The following is a 19,391-nucleotide window of genomic DNA, read 5'->3' as shown; positions in this document are numbered from 1 at the left end:
CGGGCGGCGGTTCAGAACACCGAGAGGCCGGTGAGGGTGGTGAAGCGGTCCAGGGCGGCCACACCGGCGACCGAGTTGCCCCGTTCGTCGAGGCCGGGGCTCCATACGCACAGGGTGCAGCGGCCGGGGACGACGGCGATGATGCCGCCGCCCACGCCGCTCTTGCCGGGCAGGCCCACCCGGTAGGCGAAGTCGCCGGCCGCGTCGTAGGTGCCGCAGGTCAGCATGATCGCGTTGATCTGTTTGGCCTGGCTGCGGGTGAGCAGCCGGGAGCCGTCGGCGCGTATGCCGTGCCGGGCGAGGAAGGAGATGGCCAGGGCGAGGTCGGCGCAGGAGGCGGTGATCGAGCACTGGCGGAAGTACTCGAACAGCAGCGTCGGCACGGCGTTCTCGATGTTGCCGTACGACTTCATGAAGTGGGCGAGGGCCGCGTTGCGGTCGCCGTGCGCGGTCTCGGACGCGGCGACGGCCCGGTCGAAATCGAGGTCCGGATTGCCGCTCTCGGCCCGCAGGAAGGCGAGCAGGGTGCCCGCCGCGTCCCCGGTACGGGTGTGCAGGCGGTCGGTGACGACGAGGGCGCCGGCGTTGATGAACGGATTGCGCGGGATGCCGTTCTCGTACTCCAGCTGGACCAGGGAGTTGAAGGGGTTGCCGGAGGGCTCGCGCCCCACGTGCTCCCACAGTTCGTCGCCCTCGCGGGCCAGGTCGAGGGCGAGCGTGAAGACCTTGGTGATCGACTGGGTGGAGAAGGGCGCCCGCCAGTCCCCCACGCCGTACACCGTGCCGTCCAGCTCCGCGACGGCCATGCCGAAGCGGCGCGGGTCGCGGGCCGCGAGCGCCGGGATGTAGTCGGCGGGACGGCCCCGGCCGGGGGTCCGCTCGATCTCCTCGGCGATGCGCTCCAGGACCGGCTGGAAGGCGAGGGACGACGTCGTTGTCATGATCACCATTGTGCCTCCGGGTCGGTCCTGGCGCGCAGCCGCAGGTCAGGCCAGCGGGGAGCCGCTGCCGGCGACGACCTCGGGACGGAGCAGGTCGGCGAGGGTACCGGCGGGCAACAGCCCCTTCTCCAGGACGAGTTCGGCGACGCCGCGGCCGGTGGCGAGGGCCTCCTTGGCGATGTCGGTGGCGGCCTCGTAGCCGATGTGCGGGTTGAGCGCGGTGACCAGGCCGATGGAGTTCTCGACGGTCGCGCGCAGCTTCTCGGTGTTGGCCGTGATGCCGTCGACGCAGCGCTCGGCGAGGGTGAGACAGGCGGTGCGCAGGTGGGTGATGGACTCCGACAGGGAGTGCAGGATGATCGGCTCGAAGGCGTTCAGCTGGAGCTGGCCCGCCTCGGCGGCCATCGTGATGGTGACGTCGTTGCCGATCACCTCGAAGGCGACCTGGTTGACGACCTCGGGGATCACCGGGTTGACCTTGCCGGGCATGATCGACGAACCGGCCTGCACGGGCGGCAGATTGATCTCGCCGAGACCGGCGCGCGGGCCGGAGGAGAGCAGCCGCAGGTCGTTGCAGCTCTTGGAGAGCTTGACCGCGACGCGCTTGAGGACGCCGGACATCTGCACGAACGCGCCGCAGTCCTGGGTGGCCTCGACGAGGTTCGCGGCGGTGACGAGCGGCAGCCCGGTGATCTCGGCGAGATGGCGGCGGGCCGACTCGGCGTATCCGGCGGGGGCGTTGAGGCCGGTGCCGATGGCCGTGGCGCCGAGGTTGATCTCATGGATCAACTGGACGGCCTCGTCAAGACGATTGCGGTCCTCGTCGATCATGACGGCGAACGCGGAGAACTCTTGACCGAGCGTCATGGGGACCGCGTCCTGCAACTGTGTACGGCCCATCTTGAGCACATTGCGGAACTCGACGGCCTTGCGGCCGAAGGCGTCCTGCAGGACAGCCATCGCCTTGAGCAGTCCACGTACCGCGAAGACCGTCGCTATCTTGACGGCGGTCGGGTAGACGTCATTGGTGGACTGGCCGAGGTTGACGTCCTCGTTGGGGTGCAGGAACCGGTACTGGCCCTTCTCGTGGCCGAGCAGTTCCAGCGCCCGGTTGGCGACGACCTCGTTGGCGTTCATGTTCGTCGAGGTGCCGGCGCCGCCCTGGATGACGTCGACGACGAACTGGTCGTGCAGCTTGCCCTCGCGGATCTCCCGGCACGCTTCGACGATCGCGGCGGCCTTCCGCGGCTCCAGCAGGCCCAGCTCCTCATTGGCGAGGGCGGCGGCCTCCTTGACGGCGGCGAGGGCCTCGATCAGATGCGGGTAGGCGGAGATCGGCGTACCGGTGATCGGGAAGTTCTCGGTGGCACGCAGGGTGTGGACACCCCAGTAGGCGTCGAGGGGAACATCACGGAACCCGAGCAGATCGTGTTCGCTCCGGGTGACGGCGTTCATGAAGAAACGATCCTCTTTCTGAGGTACGAAGATGAGAGCGCCCCTGAAAGGGGCACGGGGAACTGCGCGATCAGCCACGACGGTCCCGCAGCCGCAGACCGACAGGCGAGGCGGGCCGCTAGGCGCACGCACTCAACTCAAGGGGATCGAGAGCCCGGACGGCCCGCACACACCCGACCGGCTCCCCACCCCCGAGAAGCGGCTCCCCCACGAACTCGGCGAGCAGACCGGGATCGACGCCGGCGCGAGCCAACGCGGCCGCGGCCACCGGGATCCGCGCCCGGTTCGCCCCGTCGGAGATCTTGACCGCGACCGCCCGCCCATCGGGCAGCGCCGCGACCTGGACCCCCTCGAAGCCGTCCTTGGCGAGCAGTCCGGGAACGGCCCGCATCAGCGCGGCCACGTCCCGGCCCGCGCCGGAGGCCATCTCGGGGTGGGCCCGCATCGCGTCCGCCACGCGCGCCTCGGGGGTGCCGGGCACGGCGCCGGTGATACGGGCGGCGGCCCGGGCGAGCCCGTGCAGGGAGACCGCGAAGAGAGGGGCGCCGCACCCGTCGACGGTGACCCGGGCGATCCGCTGGCCGGTGAGGTCCTCGACGATCTCGGCGATCGCCTTCTGGAGCGGGTGCTCCGGGTCGAGGTAGCCGTCGAGGGGCCAGTCGTTGAGCTTGCAGGTGTACAGCATGGCCGCGTGCTTGCCGGAGCAGTTCTGGGCGAGCCGGGAGGGCGCGCGGCCCTCCCGTACCCAGGTGTCGCGCACGGCCGGGCCGTACGGCAGGTCCGGGACGTTGCGCAGGGCGTCCTCGCCGACTCCGGCGAGCTCCAGGATCCGCCGGGTTCCGGCGAGGTGGCGTTCCTCGCCGGAGTGGCTGGCGGCGGCGAGCGAGAGCAGCTCGCCGTCCAGAGGCAGCCCGGCCCGGACCATGGCGACGGCCTGGACGGGCTTGAGCGCCGAGCGCGGGTAGAAGGCCGCCTCGATGTCGCCGAGCTGGAGCTGGACCGAGCCGTCGGCGCCGAGGACCACGACGGAGCCGTAGTGGACGCCCTCCGTCACCCCGCCGCGTATGAGCTGGGCGACGGGGGCGTGGAGGGGCTCACGGATCGCGGGGGCGTCCGCGAGGGAACTGCTGTACATCACTGCTGGGATCACTTCGGGGTTGTCGTGGGCCGGCGCCGGTTTCACGCGTCGGCCTTGGCTGAGGTGCGCGCGATGCGGCCGCGGATGGCGTACCAGCCCGCTACGAGCGCTCCGACGATCAGCGGCAGGCACAGCACGGTGGTGCGTCCGGCGCCGCCGTCGGCGTACATGAGGACCAGGACGGAGGCGAGGAAGGCCAGCGTCACGAGCTCGGTCCAGGGGGAGCCCGGCAGGCGGTAGCCGGGGCGGGTCAGCTCGCCCTTCTGGGTCTTCTGCCAGAAGAGGAGGTGACAGACCATGATCATGCCCCAGGTGGAGAGGATGCCGATCGCGGCGAAGTTCAGCACGATCTCGAAGGCGTCCGCGGGGACGACGAAGTTGAGACCGACGCCGAGCACACAGATGCCGCTGGTCAGCAGGATTCCTCCGTACGGGACCTGGGTGCGGCTCATCTTGGCGGTGAACTGCGGGGCGGAGCCGTTCACGGCCATGGAGCGCAGGATGCGGCCGGTGGAGTACAGGCCGGAGTTGAGGGAGGACATGGCGGCGGTGAGGACGACCAGGTTCATCACGCCGCCCGCGGCCGGGACGCCGATGTTGGACAGGACCGTCACGAAGGGGCTCTCGCCGGACGTGTACTTGTTCCACGGCAGCAGCATCGACAGCAGGACGACCGAGCCGACGTAGAACAGGCCGACGCGCCACATGATCGAGTTGATCGCCTTCGGCATGATCTTCTCGGGGTTCTCGGTCTCACCGGCGGCGACGCCGACCAGCTCGACGGAGGCGTAGGCGAAGACGACGCCCTGGACGATCAGCAGCATGGGCAGCAGACCGTTGGGGAAGACGCCGCCGTTGTCGGTGATCAGGGACGGGCCGGGGGTCGTGCCGTCGACGGGGTGCTGGGTGACCAGCAGGAAGATACCGATGACCATGAAGATCACCAGCGCGCTGACCTTGACGATGGCGAACCAGAACTCCAGTTCGCCGAAGATCTTCACCGAGATCAGGTTCACGGCGAGGACGACGGCCAGGGCGATCAGGGCGATCACCCACTGCGGGATGTCGGAGAACATCCCCCAGTAGTGGGTGTAGGTCGCGACCGCGGTGATGTCGGCGATGCCCGTGGTGGCCCAGTTCAGGAAGTACATCCAGCCCGCGGTGTACGCGCCCTTCTCGCCCAGGAACTCACGGGCGTACGACACGAAGGCGCCGGAGGACGGGCGGTACAGGACGAGTTCACCGAGCGCGCGCACGACGAGGAAAGCGAAGACGCCGCAGACGGCGTAGGCGACGAAGAGGGAGGGTCCGGCGTCGGCGAGCCGGCCGCCCGCGCCGAGGAAGAGGCCGGTGCCGATGGCGCCGCCGATGGCGATCATGTTGACGTGCCGGTGCTTCAGGCTCTTGCTGTAGCCGACGTCTCCGGCGTCTACATGGGTGGACGAAGGGCGCGTCTCGTCTTTGAGGTGCTGTTCGCTCACGCCTCGGGTCCGCCTTCCAGGGGAGTGTTCGTGCGAGGGGGCCGCACGATGTCGGTGAGGGTCGTCTCGACCCGGTCGAGGTGATGGCTCATGGCCTCGACCGCGTCGAGCTCGGAACCGTCGATCAGCGCCTCGACGATCGCCCGGTGCTCGCGGTTGGACTGCTCACGGCGGCCGCCCAGCTCGTTGAGGAAGGCCGACTGACGCGCCAGTGCGTCACGGATCTCCTCGATGACCCGGCGGAAGACCGGGTTCTGGGCGGCCTCGGCGACGGCCAGATGGAAGAGGGTGTCCATCGCGACCCACGCTGTGGTGTCGGTCTCCCGCTCCATCCGCTCCAGCAGATGGGCCAGGTGGTCGAGGTTCTCCGGGGTGCGGCGCACGGCCGCGTATCCGGCGACCGGGATCTCGACGTGACGGCGCACTTCGAGCAGGTCGCTGGCCGCGTAGTCGCCGAAGGTGGGGTCCTCGACGGTGTTCGCGATCACGAAGGTGCCCTTGCCGGTCTTGGCGACCGTGAGGCCCATGGTCTGCAGGGCGCGCAGGGCCTCGCGCAGCACGGGCCGGGACACCTCGAGGGTGCGGCAGAGCTCCGCCTCGGAGGGGAGCTTGTCCCCCACGGCGTACTCGCCGCGCTCGATGGCGGCACGCAGATGCCCGAGCACCGCTTCCATGGCGCTGACGCGCCGCGGCGGCTGACTGGCTGTCCGGCTGTCTGACAGGTTCACGGAGGAGATGTTCCGGGTGAGCGACGGGTGGTGTCAAGGGAGCCGAAAGGAAAAATTCAACGGGCGTGAAGTCTGAAAAGAGACTTCACGCCCGTACGGGTCGGCCGGTGGCCGGCGGCGGCTCGGCGGAGCCGTCAGCTGTCGATGACCCCGGTGCCCAGCAGGCCGAAGAGCAGCACGCCGATGACGAGCCGGTAGACCACGAAGGCGTTGAAGGAGTGCTTGGCCACGAACTTCAGCAGCCAGGCGATGGAGCCGTAGGCCACGACGAAGGACACCAGCGTGCCCACGACCAGCGGGGCCGCGCCCACGCCCGCGCCCAGCGCGTCCTTGAGCTCGTACAGTCCGGCGCCGGTGAGGGCCGGGATGCCGAGGAAGAAGGACAGGCGGGTGGCGGCGACGCGGTCCAGGTCGAGGACGAGCGCGGTGGACATGGTGGCGCCGGAGCGGGAGAAGCCGGGGAAGAGCAGCGCGAGGATCTGCGAACTGCCGACGAGCATCGCGTCCTTGAGGGAGGTGTCGTCCTCACCGCGCTTGTGGCGGCCCATCTGGTCGGCCGCCCACATCACACCGCTGCCGACGATCAGCGAGCCCGCCACCACCCACAGCGAGGCCAGCGGGCCCTCGATGAGCGGCTTGGCGGCCAGGCCCACGGCGACGATCGGGAGCGTGGCGTAGATCACCCACCAGGCGAACTTGTAGTCGTGGTGGTAGCGCTCCTCCTTGTTGCGCAGACCGCGCCCCCAGGCGGAGACGATCCGCACGATGTCCTTGAAGAAGTAGACCAGCACGGCGGCGATCGCCCCGACCTGGATCACGGCCGAGAACCCGACGACGGCGTCGTCGTCGACCGGGATGTGCATGAGGCCCTCGGTGATCTTCAGATGGCCGGTGGAGGAGACGGGGAGGAATTCGGTCACTCCCTCGACGGCTCCGAGGACGACGGCTTGGCCGACGGAGATGGCACTCATGGAATCCAGTTCTGAGGTGAAGGGACGACAATGCTGTAGACAGTCCTACCAGGCGCAGGTACGACCGCGCGCACGGCGGACGCTAGCCCCAGAGCGCCTGGCCGGTCCAGACGCCGGCGAACGCGGCCCCGAGGCCGGCCACGACGCTCCCCGCGACGTTGCCGGCGGCGGCGAGGCCGGCTCCGGTCTCGGCCAGCCGCAGGGTCTCGTAGGAGAAGGTCGAGTACGTCGTGAGGGCTCCGCACAGCCCGGTGCCGAGGAACAGGCGCAGGTCGGTGCTCGCGGGTGCGGCGCCGGTGAGGAGGCCGAGGATCAGGCAGCCGGTGACGTTGACCACGAAGGTGCCCCAGGGCAGGACCGAGTCGTGGCGGGACTGCACGGCGCGGTCGGTGAGATAGCGCAGCGGGGCGCCGATCATTCCGCCGGCGACGACCACCAGCCAGTTCACAACTACTTCTTACCCTTCGCGTCCGGTGCGCCGGTCTCCCGGCCGGCGATGGAGGTGCCCCCGGTCGAGCGGAGCCCGGACCGAGGGAGGATGACCTCGCAGTCGTCGAGGATCACCAGGCCGCCCTGCGTGACCAGTTCGTCGAGCTGCGGCAGGAAGGCGCGGACGCGGTCCTCGGTGTCGACGATCACGACGGCCACCGGCAGGTCCTCGCTGAGGGAGAGCAGCCGGGAGGTGTGGATCAGAGAGGAGGCGCCGAAGCCCTCGATGCCGCGGAAGACGCTGGCGCCGGCCAGACCGGCCGCGTGGGCGCGGTGCACGATCTCCGAGTACAGCGGGCGGTGGTGGACGGTGTCGTTCTCGCCGACGAACACCGTGAGCCGAAGGGCGCGGCCGGTCGGTGCGGTCATCGCGGCCTCCTGATCAGCAGGCGGCGGGTCGCCGTGGCCGCGAGCCACACCGCGGTGAGGGCCGCGAGGAGGGTCGCGGCGAGATAGGCGAACGCGGTGGCGGGGCGGCCCGCGTCGAAGAGGCGCTGGAGTTCGACGGCGTAGGTCGAGAACGTCGTGAAGCCGCCGAGGACGCCGGTGCCGAAGAAGGGGCGCAGCAGTCGGTGGGCGGTCAGGGCCTCGGTGATCAGCACCAGGAAGACGCCGATCACGGCGCAGCCGGTGACGTTCACCCAGAACGTGGTCCAGGGGAAGCCGGTGTCCTGGGTGGGCCACCACTGGGCGGCCGCGTAGCGGGCGGTGGCACCGAGGGCTCCGCCGACGGCGACCACGGCCACCACGGGAAGCTGATCACGCACGGCGGACCGGGGAACGACCCCGCTGACCGGACTCTCCGCTTCCCGCGCTGTCATATCGCCCCTACGTCGTCTCCTGCCCGGCCGCCGCATCGACCCAGCTGGGGTGATCACGACCGAGCACCAGCGTAGCGCCGCGCGGAGGGGGGACGGCGGGCGGAGGGGAGACGGCGGGCCGAGGAGAGACGGCGGGCCGAGAGGAGACGGCGGGCGGGCGAGGCCCGCCGCGCCTCACCGACCCCGCCCGGCCACTGCCTCCCACGCCGACCTTGCTGCTGGCCGGCAGCAGCGCCGACCGACGCGTCGGCGTCCGGCACGCCGGGTCCGGACCGCCCGCCGCACGCCCCCCGGCACACACTGCACGCTTCGCGCGGCACACGCCCCGCACATACCGCACGCCCCGCGCGACACACCGCCCGGCACACACCGCACGCCCCGCGCAGCACACGCCCGGCACACACCCCACGCCCCGCGCGACACACCGCCCCGTATCGGGCAGCCCCGCGCTCGGCGGGTCGCGGGCGGCTGGTGCCTCCGGGCGGCTCCTCGCGTCAGGTGGGGTGCGGGGGCTCGTAGAGGGCGATGCCTCGTTCGTGGAGGCTGCCGAGGATCAGGTGGTCCTGGGTCGCGCAGACGCTGGTGGTCATGCGGTAGCCGGAGTGGCGGCGGGTGAGGTGGTGGAGGGTGCGGCCGGTGTCGTCGATCGCCAGGACCCCGATCGTGCCCGACGGGCGGTACGGGACGCGCAGGGCGACGCGGGCCGCGGCATGGCGGACCGCGGGGCTCGCCCGGTGGAGGAGGTCCAGCGGGGGCAGTCGCGGGGCGGCCAGGGCGACCCAGACGGGCGCGTCGGGTCCGGCCCGCCACAGGTTGTCGGGATAGCCCGGGAGGTTCTCGACGAGGGGCTCGCTCAGTCCGGCACGGGGCCCGGTGAGCCAGTAGCGGATCAGCCGGCGCGCGCCGGTCTCGGCGACGATCAGGAAGGAGCGGTCGCCGCCGAGGGCCAGCCCGTTGGCGAACTGCAGTCCCTCCAGGGCGACTTCGGGCTCCTTGTCATCGGGCCCGAGCCGCAGCAGACGGCCGGTGCCGGTGTGTTCGACGAGATCGCCCCGCCAGTCACGTAGGGAGTGGACGCGGTTGGAGACGGTGAACCAGATCGTGCCGTCGGGCAGGGCGACGGCGTTACTGGTGAACCGCAGCGGCTCCCCCGCCGCCTCGTCGGCGAGCACCCGCACCCGCCCGGTGTCCGGGTCGAGCCGCAGCAGGCCACCGTACGCGTCGCAGACCAACAGATCGCCGTCGGGGAGGAGTTCGAGGCCGAGTGGACGGCCGCCGATCTCCCCGACGCACTCCACCCGGGCCGAGGCCGGGTCGTCGAGGCCGTCGACGCGCAGGATCCGCCCGTCCGACACGCCCGTCAGGACTCGTCCTCTCGGATCGGCGACGACGTCCTCGGGGCCGCGGTCGGGGAGAGTGACGTACCGGAGCGGGACGAGAGGCGTACGACGGTCCACGGCGTCTGGCCTTCCTGTCGGCAGGCGGCCATCGTCCCAGCCGGTCGATGCGCCCCGGCGACCTCTGCCAGGGCTTTGCAGGATTTTTCCGGAAACGGTTCGCCTGCCGCTCCCACCCGCCCGACCAGGCCCTGGCGCCTCCCCCTACCAGCCCTTCTCGAACATCCGGGCGACCTCGGCGATGCGCATCTCGTCGCGGCGGTAGTAGGTGCGGCGGCGGATGCGGCGGGTGCGCAGCAGTCCGAGGTCGGCGAGCAGGGCGAGATGGGTGTCGGCGACGCGGCGGTGGACGCCGAGCTTGGCGGCGACGGCGCCGGCCGTGACGCCGTCCTCGACCGGATCACCGTGCCGCTGCGGCGGGAAGTGACGGGCCGGGTCCTTCAGCCACTCCAGGATGGCCAGACGCCGCTCGCCGACGGGAGTTCTCAGCATCGCGCCCCCTCCGTCCCCTCCGTCGGGGTCCTCGTACCGCTTCTTCCCACTCTTCCGCAGGAGAGGCCCCCGTGTCCCGGACTCCCCGCTCCTTGGCCGGGACCGAACGCCCTTACGGGAAGGGGGCGTTGTCCGACGGCCGACGCGATCGCCGCGTCGGCCGTCGCCGGTCACCGGTGGGTGAACCAGGACATGGACGTCAGCGCCTTGTCGTCGAAGCCGAACAGCGCCTGGTTCTCCCAGCCGTTGCCGGACGCGGCGTCGGTCGGGTCCCAGCCGTTGCCGGTGACCGCGGTCCAGGTGGCCTCCCAGTAGAAGACGCCGAGCCCCCGGCCGTTCGGGACGGCCTCCACGATGCTCGCCACGTCGTTCATCCACTTGGTCTGGCCGGCGACGGTGGCGGGGTAGCCGGAGACCAGCTCGCCGGTGGTGTCGATCTGGTTGACGAGCGAGTCGTCGCTGTCGAGACGGAAGGGGTAGGCCGTCTCGGCGACGAACACGGGCTTGCCGTAACGGGAGGCCGCGTCGTCCAGGGTGGTCTGGAAGTCGTGGAGCGAGCCGTGCCAGTAGCCGTAGTACGACAGGCCGATCGCGTCGAACCTCACTCCGTTGGCCACCGCGCTGTCGAACCACGCGCGTGTGCCGGACAGATCACCGCCCTTGGCGAGGTGCAGGGCGACGGTGGTGGACGAGTTGACCGCCTTGACTGCGTCGTATCCACTGTTGAGCAGTCCGGCGAGCTGCGACCAGTTGGAGGTCGATCCCTCGTTCCACAGCATGCCGCCGTTGATCTCATTGCCCACCTGGACCATGTCGGCGGTGGTGCCCTGCGCCTTCAAGGCGTTCAACACGTCGTACGTGTGGTTGTACACGTCCGTCTTGAGCTGGCTGTAGCTGTGGCCGGACCACGCGGACGGCTTGGACTGGGCGCCCGGGTCGGCCCAGGTGTCCGAGTAGTGGAAGTCGACCAGGAGCTTCATGCCGGCGGCCTTGACGCGCTTGGCCATGGCCAGCACCTGGGTCTTGGTGTTGTAGCCGTCGGCCGGGTTGCCCCACACCTTCAGGCGCGCGTAGTTCATGCCCGCGTTCTTGAGGATGGTGACGGCGTCGCCGGTGGTGCCCGAACCGGTCCTGTAGACGCCCCCCTTGGCCTCGCTCTTGGCGAGGGAGGAGATGTCGGCACCGTGGATCGAGGTACCGGTGGTGCCGGACGTGAAGGTCAGGTCGTCGACATTGATCCAGTTGCCCGCGTTGGCGTCACTGTTGATGCTGATCGTGCACTGGTTGTTGGTCACGTTGACCGGCACGACGACACGGATCCAGCCGCTCGCCGAGATCGGCAGGTCGGTGCGCCGTTCGGTGCCGCCGCAGTTCTTGAGGGCTATGTAGGCGGAGTTCTGGCCGCCGCCGGAGCGGACCCACGCGGTGAGCGTGTAGTTCCCGTTGGTCAGCCCGGAGAGGTACTGGTAGGTCTCCACCTTGTACGCGGAGGACGACCAGTGGGTCAGGCGGTAGCTGCCGCCGTGGCCGCCGGCCTCGGTGAAGGAGGCGGCGTTCTGGCCGGCGGCGGAGTAGGTCGACCAACCGGTGGGGGTGGCGGTGCCGGTGCCGTCGGACTCGAAGCCGCCGTTGGTGAGCGTGGCGGCGGCCTGCGCGGTCTGCGCGGGCAGGGCGGTGAGGGCGAGCCCCGCGGCGAGCGGCGGCAGCAGGGCCTTGAGGGTGCGTCTGGGATGGAACATCGTCGTCCGTCGTCCCTTCGACGTGAGGGGATGGGGACCCCCTCGGGAGGTGGGGCCCGGGTGATTCCCTCGGGGATGAGGGGCCCGGCGGTGGCCCCTCGTAGGTGAGGGACCGGGTGGTGTCCCTCGTGGGGTGAGGGACCCCCTCCGCCCGCGGCTCGCGGCTCCACGGGCGGAGGGGGAGTCGGTTTCAGGACGTCGCTTCCGGCCTCGCCGCAGTCGCGGTCCCCAGGGCCTCTTCCCATCCCGCGACCCCGGCAAGATGCGAAGGGCGACCCCGGCAGGAGCCGAAAGAAGCGCCCTAGCCGTCGAGTCGGACGACCCGGACGGCCCCCGCCGGGACCGCGAGGCGGCCGGCGGCGCGTTCGCCCGTCAGCAGCTCGGTGCCGGGCGAGTCCAGCGGCACCTTGGCGTCGGTGCCGGTGTGGTTGATGGCGAAGAGGTACGTGCCGGTCTCGCCGGAGCGGCGCACGACCTCGACGTCGCGGGGCAGGTCGGTGCGCGGGGCGAGCCGCGCGTCCTCTGCGGCCCGGTCGATAAGCGCGTCCAGGCCCTCGGCACCGAGGCGGGTGGAGACGTACCAGGCGGTGCCCTGACCGAGGCGGTGCCGGGTGACGGCCGGGTGGCCCGCGGCGAGGCCGTCCGCGTACGTCCAGACGGTCTCGGCGCCGCGCGGCACCACGAACTCCGTCCATACGTCGCCGCTCAGCTCGGAGCCGTCGGGGCCGGTGACGCGCACGGACTCGCCCTGGAGAAGCGGCGAGAACTCCTCGACGGTCAGCCCCAGGACATCGCGCAGCGGACCCGGGTGGGCGCCCTCGTGGACGGCGTCGTGCTCGTCGACGATGCCCGAGAAGTACGACACGACGAGGGTGCCGCCGTTCTCGACGTACTCCCGCAGGTTGTTCCCGGCCGCTTCCGTCATCAGGTACAGGGCGGGCACGACGACCAGCGGGTAGCGCGACAGGTCCGACTCGGGGTGGGCGAAGTCGACGGTGAGGTGACGGTCGTAGAGGGTCTCGTAGAAGGCGTCGGCGCGTTCGCGCGGGTCGGCGTCCTCGCTGGGGCGCCAGGCGAGGTTCTGCGCCCACCAGGAGTGCCAGTCCCACAGCACGGCGACATCGGTTTCGGTGCGGGTGCCGCGGAGGGCGGCCAGCGAGTCGAGGGCGGCGCCCAGCTCGACGACCTCGCGCCACACGCGCGTGTCGGTGCCGCCGTGCGGGACCATCGCGGAGTGGAACTTCTCGGCGCCGCGCCGGGACTGGCGCCACTGGAAGAACATGGCGCCCTCGGAGCCGCGGGCGACGTGGCCGAGGGAGTTGCGGGCCATCTGGCCGGGGGCCTTGGCGGGGTTGCGCCGCTGCCAGTTGACGCCCGAGGTGGAGTGCTCCAGGAGCAGCCAGGGCGCTCCCCCGGCCACCGAGCGCGTGAGGTCGGCGGCCATGGCGAGGTTGACGTGGGTGCGCCGGCCGTCGGTGATCAGGTAGTGGTCGTTGGTGACGATGTCGACCTCGCGGCCCCAGGCCCAGTAGTCGACGGAGTCGCACTGGCTGAGGGCGGTCATGAAGTTCGTCGTGACCGGGACGCCGGGCGAGCGGCGGTGCAGGATGTCCCGCTCCCTGACGAAGTTCTCGCGCATGGTGGCGTCGGCGAAGCGGCGGTAGTCCAGGGCCTGGCCCGGGTTGCCGACGGTCGGGGTGGCGCGCGGCGGGTTGATGTCCTCGAAGCCGCCGTAGCGCTGGCCCCAGAAGGCGGTGCCCCACGCCTCGTTGACCGCGTCGACCGTGCCGTACGTCGTCTCCAGCCAGCGGCGGAAGTGGGCGGCGCAGGAGTCGCAGTAGCAGGCGGAGACGGGGACGCCGTACTCGTTGTGCACGTGCCACATCGCGAGGGCCGGGTGGTCGCCGTAGCGCTCCGCGAGTCGCGTGGTGATGTTGGCGGCGGCCGCGCGGTAGTCGGCGTTGCTGTGGCAGATCGCGGCGCGGGAGCCGAACTCGTAGCGCAGGCCCTGGGGTGTGACGGGCAGGGCGTCGGGGTGGGCGCGGTAGAACCAGACGGGCGGCGCCACGGTGGGGGTGCCGAGGTCGACGCGGATGCCGTGGCCGTGCAGCAGGCCGATGACCCGGTCGAGCCAGCCGAAGTCGTACACACCGGGCGAGGGCTCCAGCAGGGCCCAGGAGAAGATGCCGACGCTCACCAGGGTGACGCCGGCCTCCCGCATGAGCCGGACGTCCTCGTGCCAGACGCTTTCCGGCCATTGCTCCGGGTTGTAGTCCCCACCGAAGGCGAGCCTGGTGAGGCCCTTGGGGCTGGTCTCCGGCATGGATCTTCTCCCGTTGAATCGATCATTTGGGAACGTTCACACACAGCGGCGGCGGTGCGAGCCCAACATAACCGCACAGCAACAACCATTGACAAGTGTCCGGGATGTTTCTCTACTGTGAACGCTCACAGAGAGCTTGGCAGATCCTCGCGACGCGTGGGACCCCGCCTCTGTGGTTCGCATGGCAGGTCCCCGCAGCGGGCGGGGGCCCAGGTCAGGGGAGAGATCCATGCCCAACACGCAGCGCCGCCGGCTCCCGAGAGTCACGGCCCTCGCCGTCGCCGTGTCCCTCGGTGCCACCGCCCTCGCCGCCTGCGGCTCGTCCGACGACGACAGCTCGGCCGAGTCCGGCCCTGTCTCGCTCACGTACTGGACGTGGACGCCCGGCATGGACAAGGTCGTCGACCTGTGGAACAAGGGCCCGGGCAAGAAGGACCAGATCACCGTCACGGCGAAGAAGCAGGCCGGCGGCGACGACCTGGTCACCAAGATCCTCACGGCGCACAAGGCCGGCAAGGCGCCCGACCTGGTCCAGGCGGAGTACCAGGCGCTGCCGACCCTGGTCAGCAATGACGCGCTGGCGGACATCGCCAAGAACATCGGCGACGCGAAGAGCAAGTTCGCCGACGGTGTGTGGCAGCAGACGACGCTCGGCACCGACGCCGTCTACGCGGTCCCGCAGGACATCGGCCCGATGATGTTCTACTACCGCCAGGACCTCTTCCAGAAGTACGGCCTGACGGTCCCCACGACCTGGGACGAGTTCGCCCAGACCGCCCGCGCGCTGAAGAAGAAGGCACCGGACACCGACCTGACCACCTTCTCCGCCAACGACTCCGGTCTCTTCGCGGGCCTGGCCCAGCAGGCCGGCGCCCGGTGGTGGACCACCTCCGGCGACAAGTGGAAGGTCGGCATCGACGACGCGGCCACCCGAAAGGTCGCCGACTTCTGGGGCGGCCTCGTCAAGGAGGGCGCCATCGACAACCAGCCGATGTACACCCCGGCCTGGAACAAGGCCATCGACACCGGCCGGCAGATAGCCTGGGTCTCCGCCGTGTGGGCGCCCGGCACCCTGACCACGGCGGCGCCGTCCACCAAGGGCAAGTGGGCCATGGCCCCGCTCCCCCAGTGGAACAAGAGCGACAACGTCACCGGCAGCTGGGGCGGCTCGTCCACCGCCGTGACCACGGACTCCCGGCACAAGGAGGCCGCCGCGAAGTTCGCCGCCTGGCTGAACACCGACGGCGAGGCCCTCAACGCACTGGCCAAGGAGGCCGGCATCTACCCGGCCTCCACGTCTGCCCAGCTCAGCGGCGCCTTCACCACCCCGCCGGCCTTCTTCTCCAACCAGCCGGACTTCTACACCACCGCCGCGAAGATCGCGAAGACGACGGCGCCCTCGGCTTGGGGCCCGAACGTGAACGTGGCCTACACGTCCTTCAAGGACGCGTTCGGCGCCGCCGCGAAGAACAAGTCCGACTTCGGTGCCGCCCTGGACAAGATGCAGTCCGACACGGTCGCCGACCTGAAGAAGCAGGGCTTCGAGGTCTCCGAGTGAAAGCCGCGGCACGCCGGAGGTCGTACGGGGTCGAGGGGGCCCCGTACGCCCACCCGTCTCCCGGCACCACCCGCACACGAGCGCGCAGCGCGCCCTACTTCTTCCTCCTCCCCGGAACCGTCCTCTTCGCCCTGTTCTTCGCGCTGCCCATCGGCTACGCGGTCTGGCTCAGCTTCCACAAGGTGAAGGTCTCGGGCCTCGGCCTGGGCTCCGGCGCCCGCAAGGAGGTCTGGGCCGGCCTGGAGAACTACACCGACGCCCTCACCGACAGCGAGCTGGCCGACGGCGCGCTGCGGGTGTTCGGCTACGGCTGCCTCGTCGTCCCGGTCATGCTGGGCCTGGCCCTGCTGTTCGCCCTGATGCTCGACTCCGACAGGGTCAGGCTCGCCCCCTTCACCCGGCTGGCGATCTTCCTGCCGTACGCCATCCCCGGCGTGGTGGCCGCCCTGCTGTGGGGCTTCCTGTACCTGCCGGACGTCAGCCCCTTCTACTACGTGCTGGAGAAGCTGGGCCTGCCGCAGCCGGATCTGCTGGACGGTGGTCCGCTGTATCTCGCCCTGTCGAACATCGCGGTCTGGGGCGGCACCGGCTTCAACATGATCGTCATCTACACCTCGCTCCAGGCGATCCCGGCCGAGGTGTACGAGGCGGCGAAGCTGGACGGCGCCACCCCGCTGCAGATCGCCCTGCGGATCAAGATCCCGATGGTGGCGCCCTCGCTGGTGCTGACCTTCTTCTTCTCGATCATCGCCACGCTCCAGGTGTTCAGCGAGCCGACGACGCTCAAACCCCTCACCAACTCCGTGTCCACGACCTGGAGTCCGCTGATGAAGGTGTACCGCGACGCCTTCGGCACGGGGGACATCTACGCGGCCGCCGCCGAGGCAGTGATCATCGCGATCGTCACGCTGGTGCTGTCCTTCGGCTTCCTGCGGGTCGCGAACCGCCGCACCACGCAGGAGGCATCCCGATGAGCACTCTTGCCGTCCACAAGGCCCCGTCGGCGGCCGGCGCCACCGGCACCGGCACGGCGCAGGGCCGTCCGCCGCTGCGCCGCCGGATCTCCCTGGTCCCGACGGTGACGCTGCTGCTGGGCGCGATCTACTGCCTGCTGCCCGTGGCCTGGGTGGTGATCGCGTCCACCAAGTCGGGCCGCGAGCTGTTCTCGACGTTCACGTTCCTGCCGGGTTCGGGCTTCGCCGACAACATCAAGGATCTCAACGCCTACCGCGACGGCGTCTACTGGAAGTGGATGGGCAACTCCGCCCTCTACGCCGGACTCGGCGCCCTGCTGTCGACCTGCGTGTCGGCGGTCAGCGGCTACGCCCTGGCGACGTACCGCTTCCGGGGCCGCGAGGCGATCTTCAACATCCTGCTCGCCGGCGTGCTGATGCCACCGATCATTCTCGCCATCCCGCAGTATCTACTGATCGCGCAGGCGGACTTCACCGACTCCTACTGGTCCGTTCTGCTGCCGCAGATCCTCTCGCCGTACGGCGTCTATCTGGCCCGTGTCTACACCGCCGCCGCCGTCCCGGCCGACGTGGTGGAGGCCGGCCGGATGGACGGGGCGGGCGAGTGGCGGATCTTCACCCGGATCGCGCTGCCCATGATGGTCCCGGGCCTGGTCACGGTGTTCCTGTTCCAGTTCGTGGCCGTCTGGAACAACTTCCTGCTGCCGTACATCATGCTCAGCGACGACGAGAAGTTCCCCGTGACCGTGGGTCTGTTCACGCTCCTCCAGCAGGGCTCCAACACCCCGGCGCTGTACACCCTGGTGATCACCGGCGCCTTCCTCGCGGTCCTGCCGCTGGTGGCGCTGTTCCTCGTCATTCAGCGGTTCTGGAGCCTGGATCTGCTGTCCGGAGCCGTAAAGTCATGACCATGAGCACATCGGGGGGCAGGCGCAGACCGCCCACGATCCACGACGTGGCGCGTGAGGCCGGTGTCTCCCGGGGCACCGTCTCGCGGGTCCTCAACGGCGGCCACTACGTCTCCCCCGCCGCCCAGGAGGCGGTCAACGCGGCGATCCGCAAGACGGGTTACGTCGTCAACCGGCACGCCCGCTCGCTGATCACCGGCCGCTCCGACTCCGTGGGCTTTCTGCTCACGGAGCCCCAGGAGCGGTTCTTCGAGGACCCCAATTTCAACGTCCTGCTCAGCGGTTGCACCCAGGCGCTGGCCGCGCACGACATCCCGCTGCTGCTGATGCTGGCGGGCACCAAGGACGAACGGCGGCGCATAACGCGGTACATCACCGCCGGTCACGTGGACGGGGTGCTGCTGGTCTCCAGCCACTCCGGCGACCCGGTCGCGGAGGAGCTGCGCCAGGCCGGGGTGCCCCTCGTCCAGTGCGGCAAGCCCATGGGGCCGGGCGCCAAGGTGAGCTATGTGGCGGCCGACGACCGGGACGGCGCCCGGGACATGGTGCGCCACCTGCTGTCGCTGGGCCGCCGCCGCATCGGCATGGTGAGCGGACCGCTGGACACCCCCGGCGGTGTGGACCGTCTCGCCGGCTACAAGGAGGTGCTCGCCGACGCGGGTGTCGAGATCGACGAACGGCTCATCGTCTCCGGTGACTACAGCCGCGCCAGCGGCGAGGCGGGCGCCGAACGGCTCCTGGCCCAGGCCCCGGACATGGACGCCGTGTTCGTGGCCTCCGACCTGATGGCGCAGGGCGCCCTGGTGGCGTTGCGCAGGGCGGGCCGCCGGGTCCCCGAGGACGTGTCGGTGGGCGGCTTCGACGACTCCGTCGCGGCGGTCGAGGCGTCCCCGGCCCTCACCACGATCCGTCAGCCCTACGACCGCATCAGCGCCGAGATGGTGCGGGTGCTGCTGGCGCAGATCGGCGGCGAGGACCCGGCGGCGGTGATCCTGCCGACGGAACTGGTGAAGCGGGACTCGACCTGAGTCGGTCAGGATCGGAGAAGCGGCACCCCCCTCCCCCTCCTTAGCGTGTAACCACCGACGAAATCCCGTCGGTCCACGCACAGCGAGGAGGGTCCGCCGTGACCACCACCGGACTTCAGACGATCATCTACCCCGTCAAGGACATCGCCCGGGCGAAGGCGCTGTTCAGCACCCTGCTGGAGGTCGAGCCGTACGCCGACGAGCCCTACTACGTCGGCTTCAAGGCCGCCGGCCAGGACATCGGCCTCGACCCGAACGGGCACGCCCAGGGCCTGACCGGGCCGGTGCCGTTCTGGCACGTCACCGATCTGCGGACCCGCCTCGCGGCCCTGGTGGAGGCGGGGGCGGAGGTGGTCCAGGACGTGCGCGACGTCGGCAACGGCCGGCTGATCGCCTCCGTGAAGGACCCCGACGGCAACCTGGTGGGACTGCTCCAGGACCCCTCCTAAGCGGCGCCTGCGCCCCGCACTAGTTGCACAGGAAACAATTGGCCGGGACGGTGTTACCTTCGGGTGTATGGGAGCGAACACGGCCGCGGCCGGCCTTGAGGACCGGTGGCGGGACATCCTGTCGGTGCACGCGCGCACGATGTGCGAGATCGACCGCGCGCTGCACCCGCACGGCCTCGGGGCGAGCGACTTCGAGGTGCTCGACATCCTCGCCTCGGAGACACCCCGCGAGGGCGAGCACTGCCGGGTGCAGAACCTCGTCGGACGGGTGCATCTCAGCCAGAGCGCGCTCTCCCGGCTGATCGGCCGGCTGGAGAAGGAGGGCCTGGTCGAGCGCTCGGTGTGCGTGGAGGACCGGCGCGGGGTGTGGGTCGCGCTCACCCGCAAGGGCCGCGACCTGCACAGCGAGGTGCTCCCGCTCCAGCGGGCCGTGCTGGAGCGGATGCTGGCCGAGCGCGCGGCGCCGGCCGCCGGGGGGTCGTAGACCGCCCAGCGGCGG

General features: G+C 70.5%; 19 protein-coding genes. 6 read left to right on the top strand and 13 right to left on the bottom strand.

The annotated features are described in order from the left end of the window. Positions 1-11: 11 nt before the first annotated feature. The 13 genes from ACZ5NW_RS04560 to ACZ5NW_RS04500 all read right to left on the bottom strand — a co-directional run bounded on the left by ACZ5NW_RS04560 (position 12) and on the right by ACZ5NW_RS04500 (position 13,975). Positions 12-950, bottom strand: coding sequence for a glutaminase (locus ACZ5NW_RS04560; protein WP_468742222.1), 939 nt, complete (start codon positions 948-950; stop codon positions 12-14). 36 nt (positions 951-986) lie between these two features. Then, complete coding sequence (aspA, locus tag ACZ5NW_RS04555) at positions 987-2,396, bottom strand: aspartate ammonia-lyase (protein ID WP_468742221.1); 1,410 nt, start codon at positions 2,394-2,396, stop codon at positions 987-989. A 118-nt stretch (positions 2,397-2,514) separates the two neighbouring features. After that, positions 2,515-3,531 (bottom strand): asparaginase, encoded by a 1,017-nt coding sequence (locus tag ACZ5NW_RS04550; protein WP_468742220.1) that lies wholly within the window; start codon positions 3,529-3,531, stop codon positions 2,515-2,517. A 44-nt stretch (positions 3,532-3,575) separates the two neighbouring features. Continuing rightward, positions 3,576-5,015 (bottom strand): amino acid permease, encoded by a 1,440-nt coding sequence (locus ACZ5NW_RS04545; protein ID WP_468742219.1) that lies wholly within the window; start codon positions 5,013-5,015, stop codon positions 3,576-3,578. Continuing rightward, on the bottom strand, positions 5,012-5,689 hold the full coding sequence (locus ACZ5NW_RS04540) for a FadR/GntR family transcriptional regulator (protein ID WP_468742982.1): 678 nt from the start codon (positions 5,687-5,689) through the stop codon (positions 5,012-5,014). The genes ACZ5NW_RS04545 and ACZ5NW_RS04540 overlap by 4 nt, the downstream gene beginning before the upstream one ends. A gap of 188 nt (positions 5,690-5,877) precedes the next feature. After that, positions 5,878-6,714, bottom strand: a complete 837-nt coding sequence (locus tag ACZ5NW_RS04535) for an undecaprenyl-diphosphate phosphatase (RefSeq protein ID WP_468742218.1) — start codon at positions 6,712-6,714, stop codon at positions 5,878-5,880. Positions 6,715-6,796: 82 nt separating this feature from the next. Further along, positions 6,797-7,162 carry a fluoride efflux transporter CrcB gene (crcB, locus tag ACZ5NW_RS04530; RefSeq protein ID WP_468742217.1) on the bottom strand — a complete coding sequence of 122 codons (366 nt, stop codon included), beginning with the start codon at positions 7,160-7,162 and terminating at the stop codon, positions 6,797-6,799. Positions 7,163-7,164: 2 nt separating this feature from the next. Beyond that, positions 7,165-7,572, bottom strand: coding sequence for a DUF190 domain-containing protein (locus ACZ5NW_RS04525; protein WP_468742216.1), 408 nt, complete (start codon positions 7,570-7,572; stop codon positions 7,165-7,167). Then, the gene (gene crcB / locus ACZ5NW_RS04520) at positions 7,569-8,024 is read right to left on the bottom strand and encodes a fluoride efflux transporter CrcB (protein WP_468742215.1); all 456 of its coding nucleotides are present in this window, start codon (positions 8,022-8,024) and stop codon (positions 7,569-7,571) included. The genes ACZ5NW_RS04525 and crcB (ACZ5NW_RS04520) overlap by 4 nt, the downstream gene beginning before the upstream one ends. Positions 8,025-8,518: 494 nt before the next feature. Beyond that, positions 8,519-9,481 (bottom strand): SMP-30/gluconolactonase/LRE family protein, encoded by a 963-nt coding sequence (locus ACZ5NW_RS04515; RefSeq protein ID WP_468742214.1) that lies wholly within the window; start codon positions 9,479-9,481, stop codon positions 8,519-8,521. A 144-nt stretch (positions 9,482-9,625) separates the two neighbouring features. After that, a complete protein-coding gene (locus ACZ5NW_RS04510) occupies positions 9,626-9,913 on the bottom strand; it encodes an ArsR family transcriptional regulator (protein ID WP_468742213.1) in 288 nt (95 codons plus the stop codon). Between the two features lie 170 nt (positions 9,914-10,083). Further along, positions 10,084-11,652, bottom strand: a complete 1,569-nt coding sequence (locus tag ACZ5NW_RS04505) for a glycoside hydrolase family 53 protein (RefSeq protein ID WP_468742212.1) — start codon at positions 11,650-11,652, stop codon at positions 10,084-10,086. A gap of 301 nt (positions 11,653-11,953) precedes the next feature. Next, complete coding sequence (locus ACZ5NW_RS04500) at positions 11,954-13,975, bottom strand: beta-galactosidase (protein WP_468742211.1); 2,022 nt, start codon at positions 13,973-13,975, stop codon at positions 11,954-11,956. A gap of 229 nt (positions 13,976-14,204) precedes the next feature. Here ACZ5NW_RS04500 and ACZ5NW_RS04495 point away from each other — a divergent pair, with 229 nt between their 5' ends. The 6 genes from ACZ5NW_RS04495 to ACZ5NW_RS04470 all read left to right on the top strand — a co-directional run bounded on the left by ACZ5NW_RS04495 (position 14,205) and on the right by ACZ5NW_RS04470 (position 19,376). Then, a complete protein-coding gene (locus ACZ5NW_RS04495; RefSeq protein WP_468742210.1) occupies positions 14,205-15,533 on the top strand; it encodes an ABC transporter substrate-binding protein in 1,329 nt (442 codons plus the stop codon). Further along, positions 15,530-16,507, top strand: coding sequence for a carbohydrate ABC transporter permease (locus ACZ5NW_RS04490; protein WP_468742209.1), 978 nt, complete (start codon positions 15,530-15,532; stop codon positions 16,505-16,507). The genes ACZ5NW_RS04495 and ACZ5NW_RS04490 overlap by 4 nt, the downstream gene beginning before the upstream one ends. Next, the gene (locus tag ACZ5NW_RS04485; protein ID WP_468742208.1) at positions 16,504-17,415 is read left to right on the top strand and encodes a carbohydrate ABC transporter permease; all 912 of its coding nucleotides are present in this window, start codon (positions 16,504-16,506) and stop codon (positions 17,413-17,415) included. Before ACZ5NW_RS04490 ends, ACZ5NW_RS04485 begins: the two co-directional genes overlap by 4 nt. Continuing rightward, positions 17,412-18,443: a LacI family DNA-binding transcriptional regulator gene (locus tag ACZ5NW_RS04480; RefSeq protein ID WP_468742207.1), complete on the top strand. Its 1,032-nt coding sequence runs from the start codon at positions 17,412-17,414 to the stop codon at positions 18,441-18,443. Before ACZ5NW_RS04485 ends, ACZ5NW_RS04480 begins: the two co-directional genes overlap by 4 nt. A gap of 98 nt (positions 18,444-18,541) precedes the next feature. Continuing rightward, positions 18,542-18,892, top strand: coding sequence for a VOC family protein (locus tag ACZ5NW_RS04475; protein ID WP_468742206.1), 351 nt, complete (start codon positions 18,542-18,544; stop codon positions 18,890-18,892). 67 nt (positions 18,893-18,959) lie between these two features. Continuing rightward, positions 18,960-19,376 carry a MarR family winged helix-turn-helix transcriptional regulator gene (locus tag ACZ5NW_RS04470; protein ID WP_468742205.1) on the top strand — a complete coding sequence of 139 codons (417 nt, stop codon included), beginning with the start codon at positions 18,960-18,962 and terminating at the stop codon, positions 19,374-19,376. Positions 19,377-19,391: the final 15 nt, after the last annotated feature.

Source organism: Streptomyces sp. NPDC032126, assembly GCF_055580085.1.
Note: the sequence above shows the minus strand (reverse complement) of the source record. Positions and strands in the feature narration are given on the sequence as shown.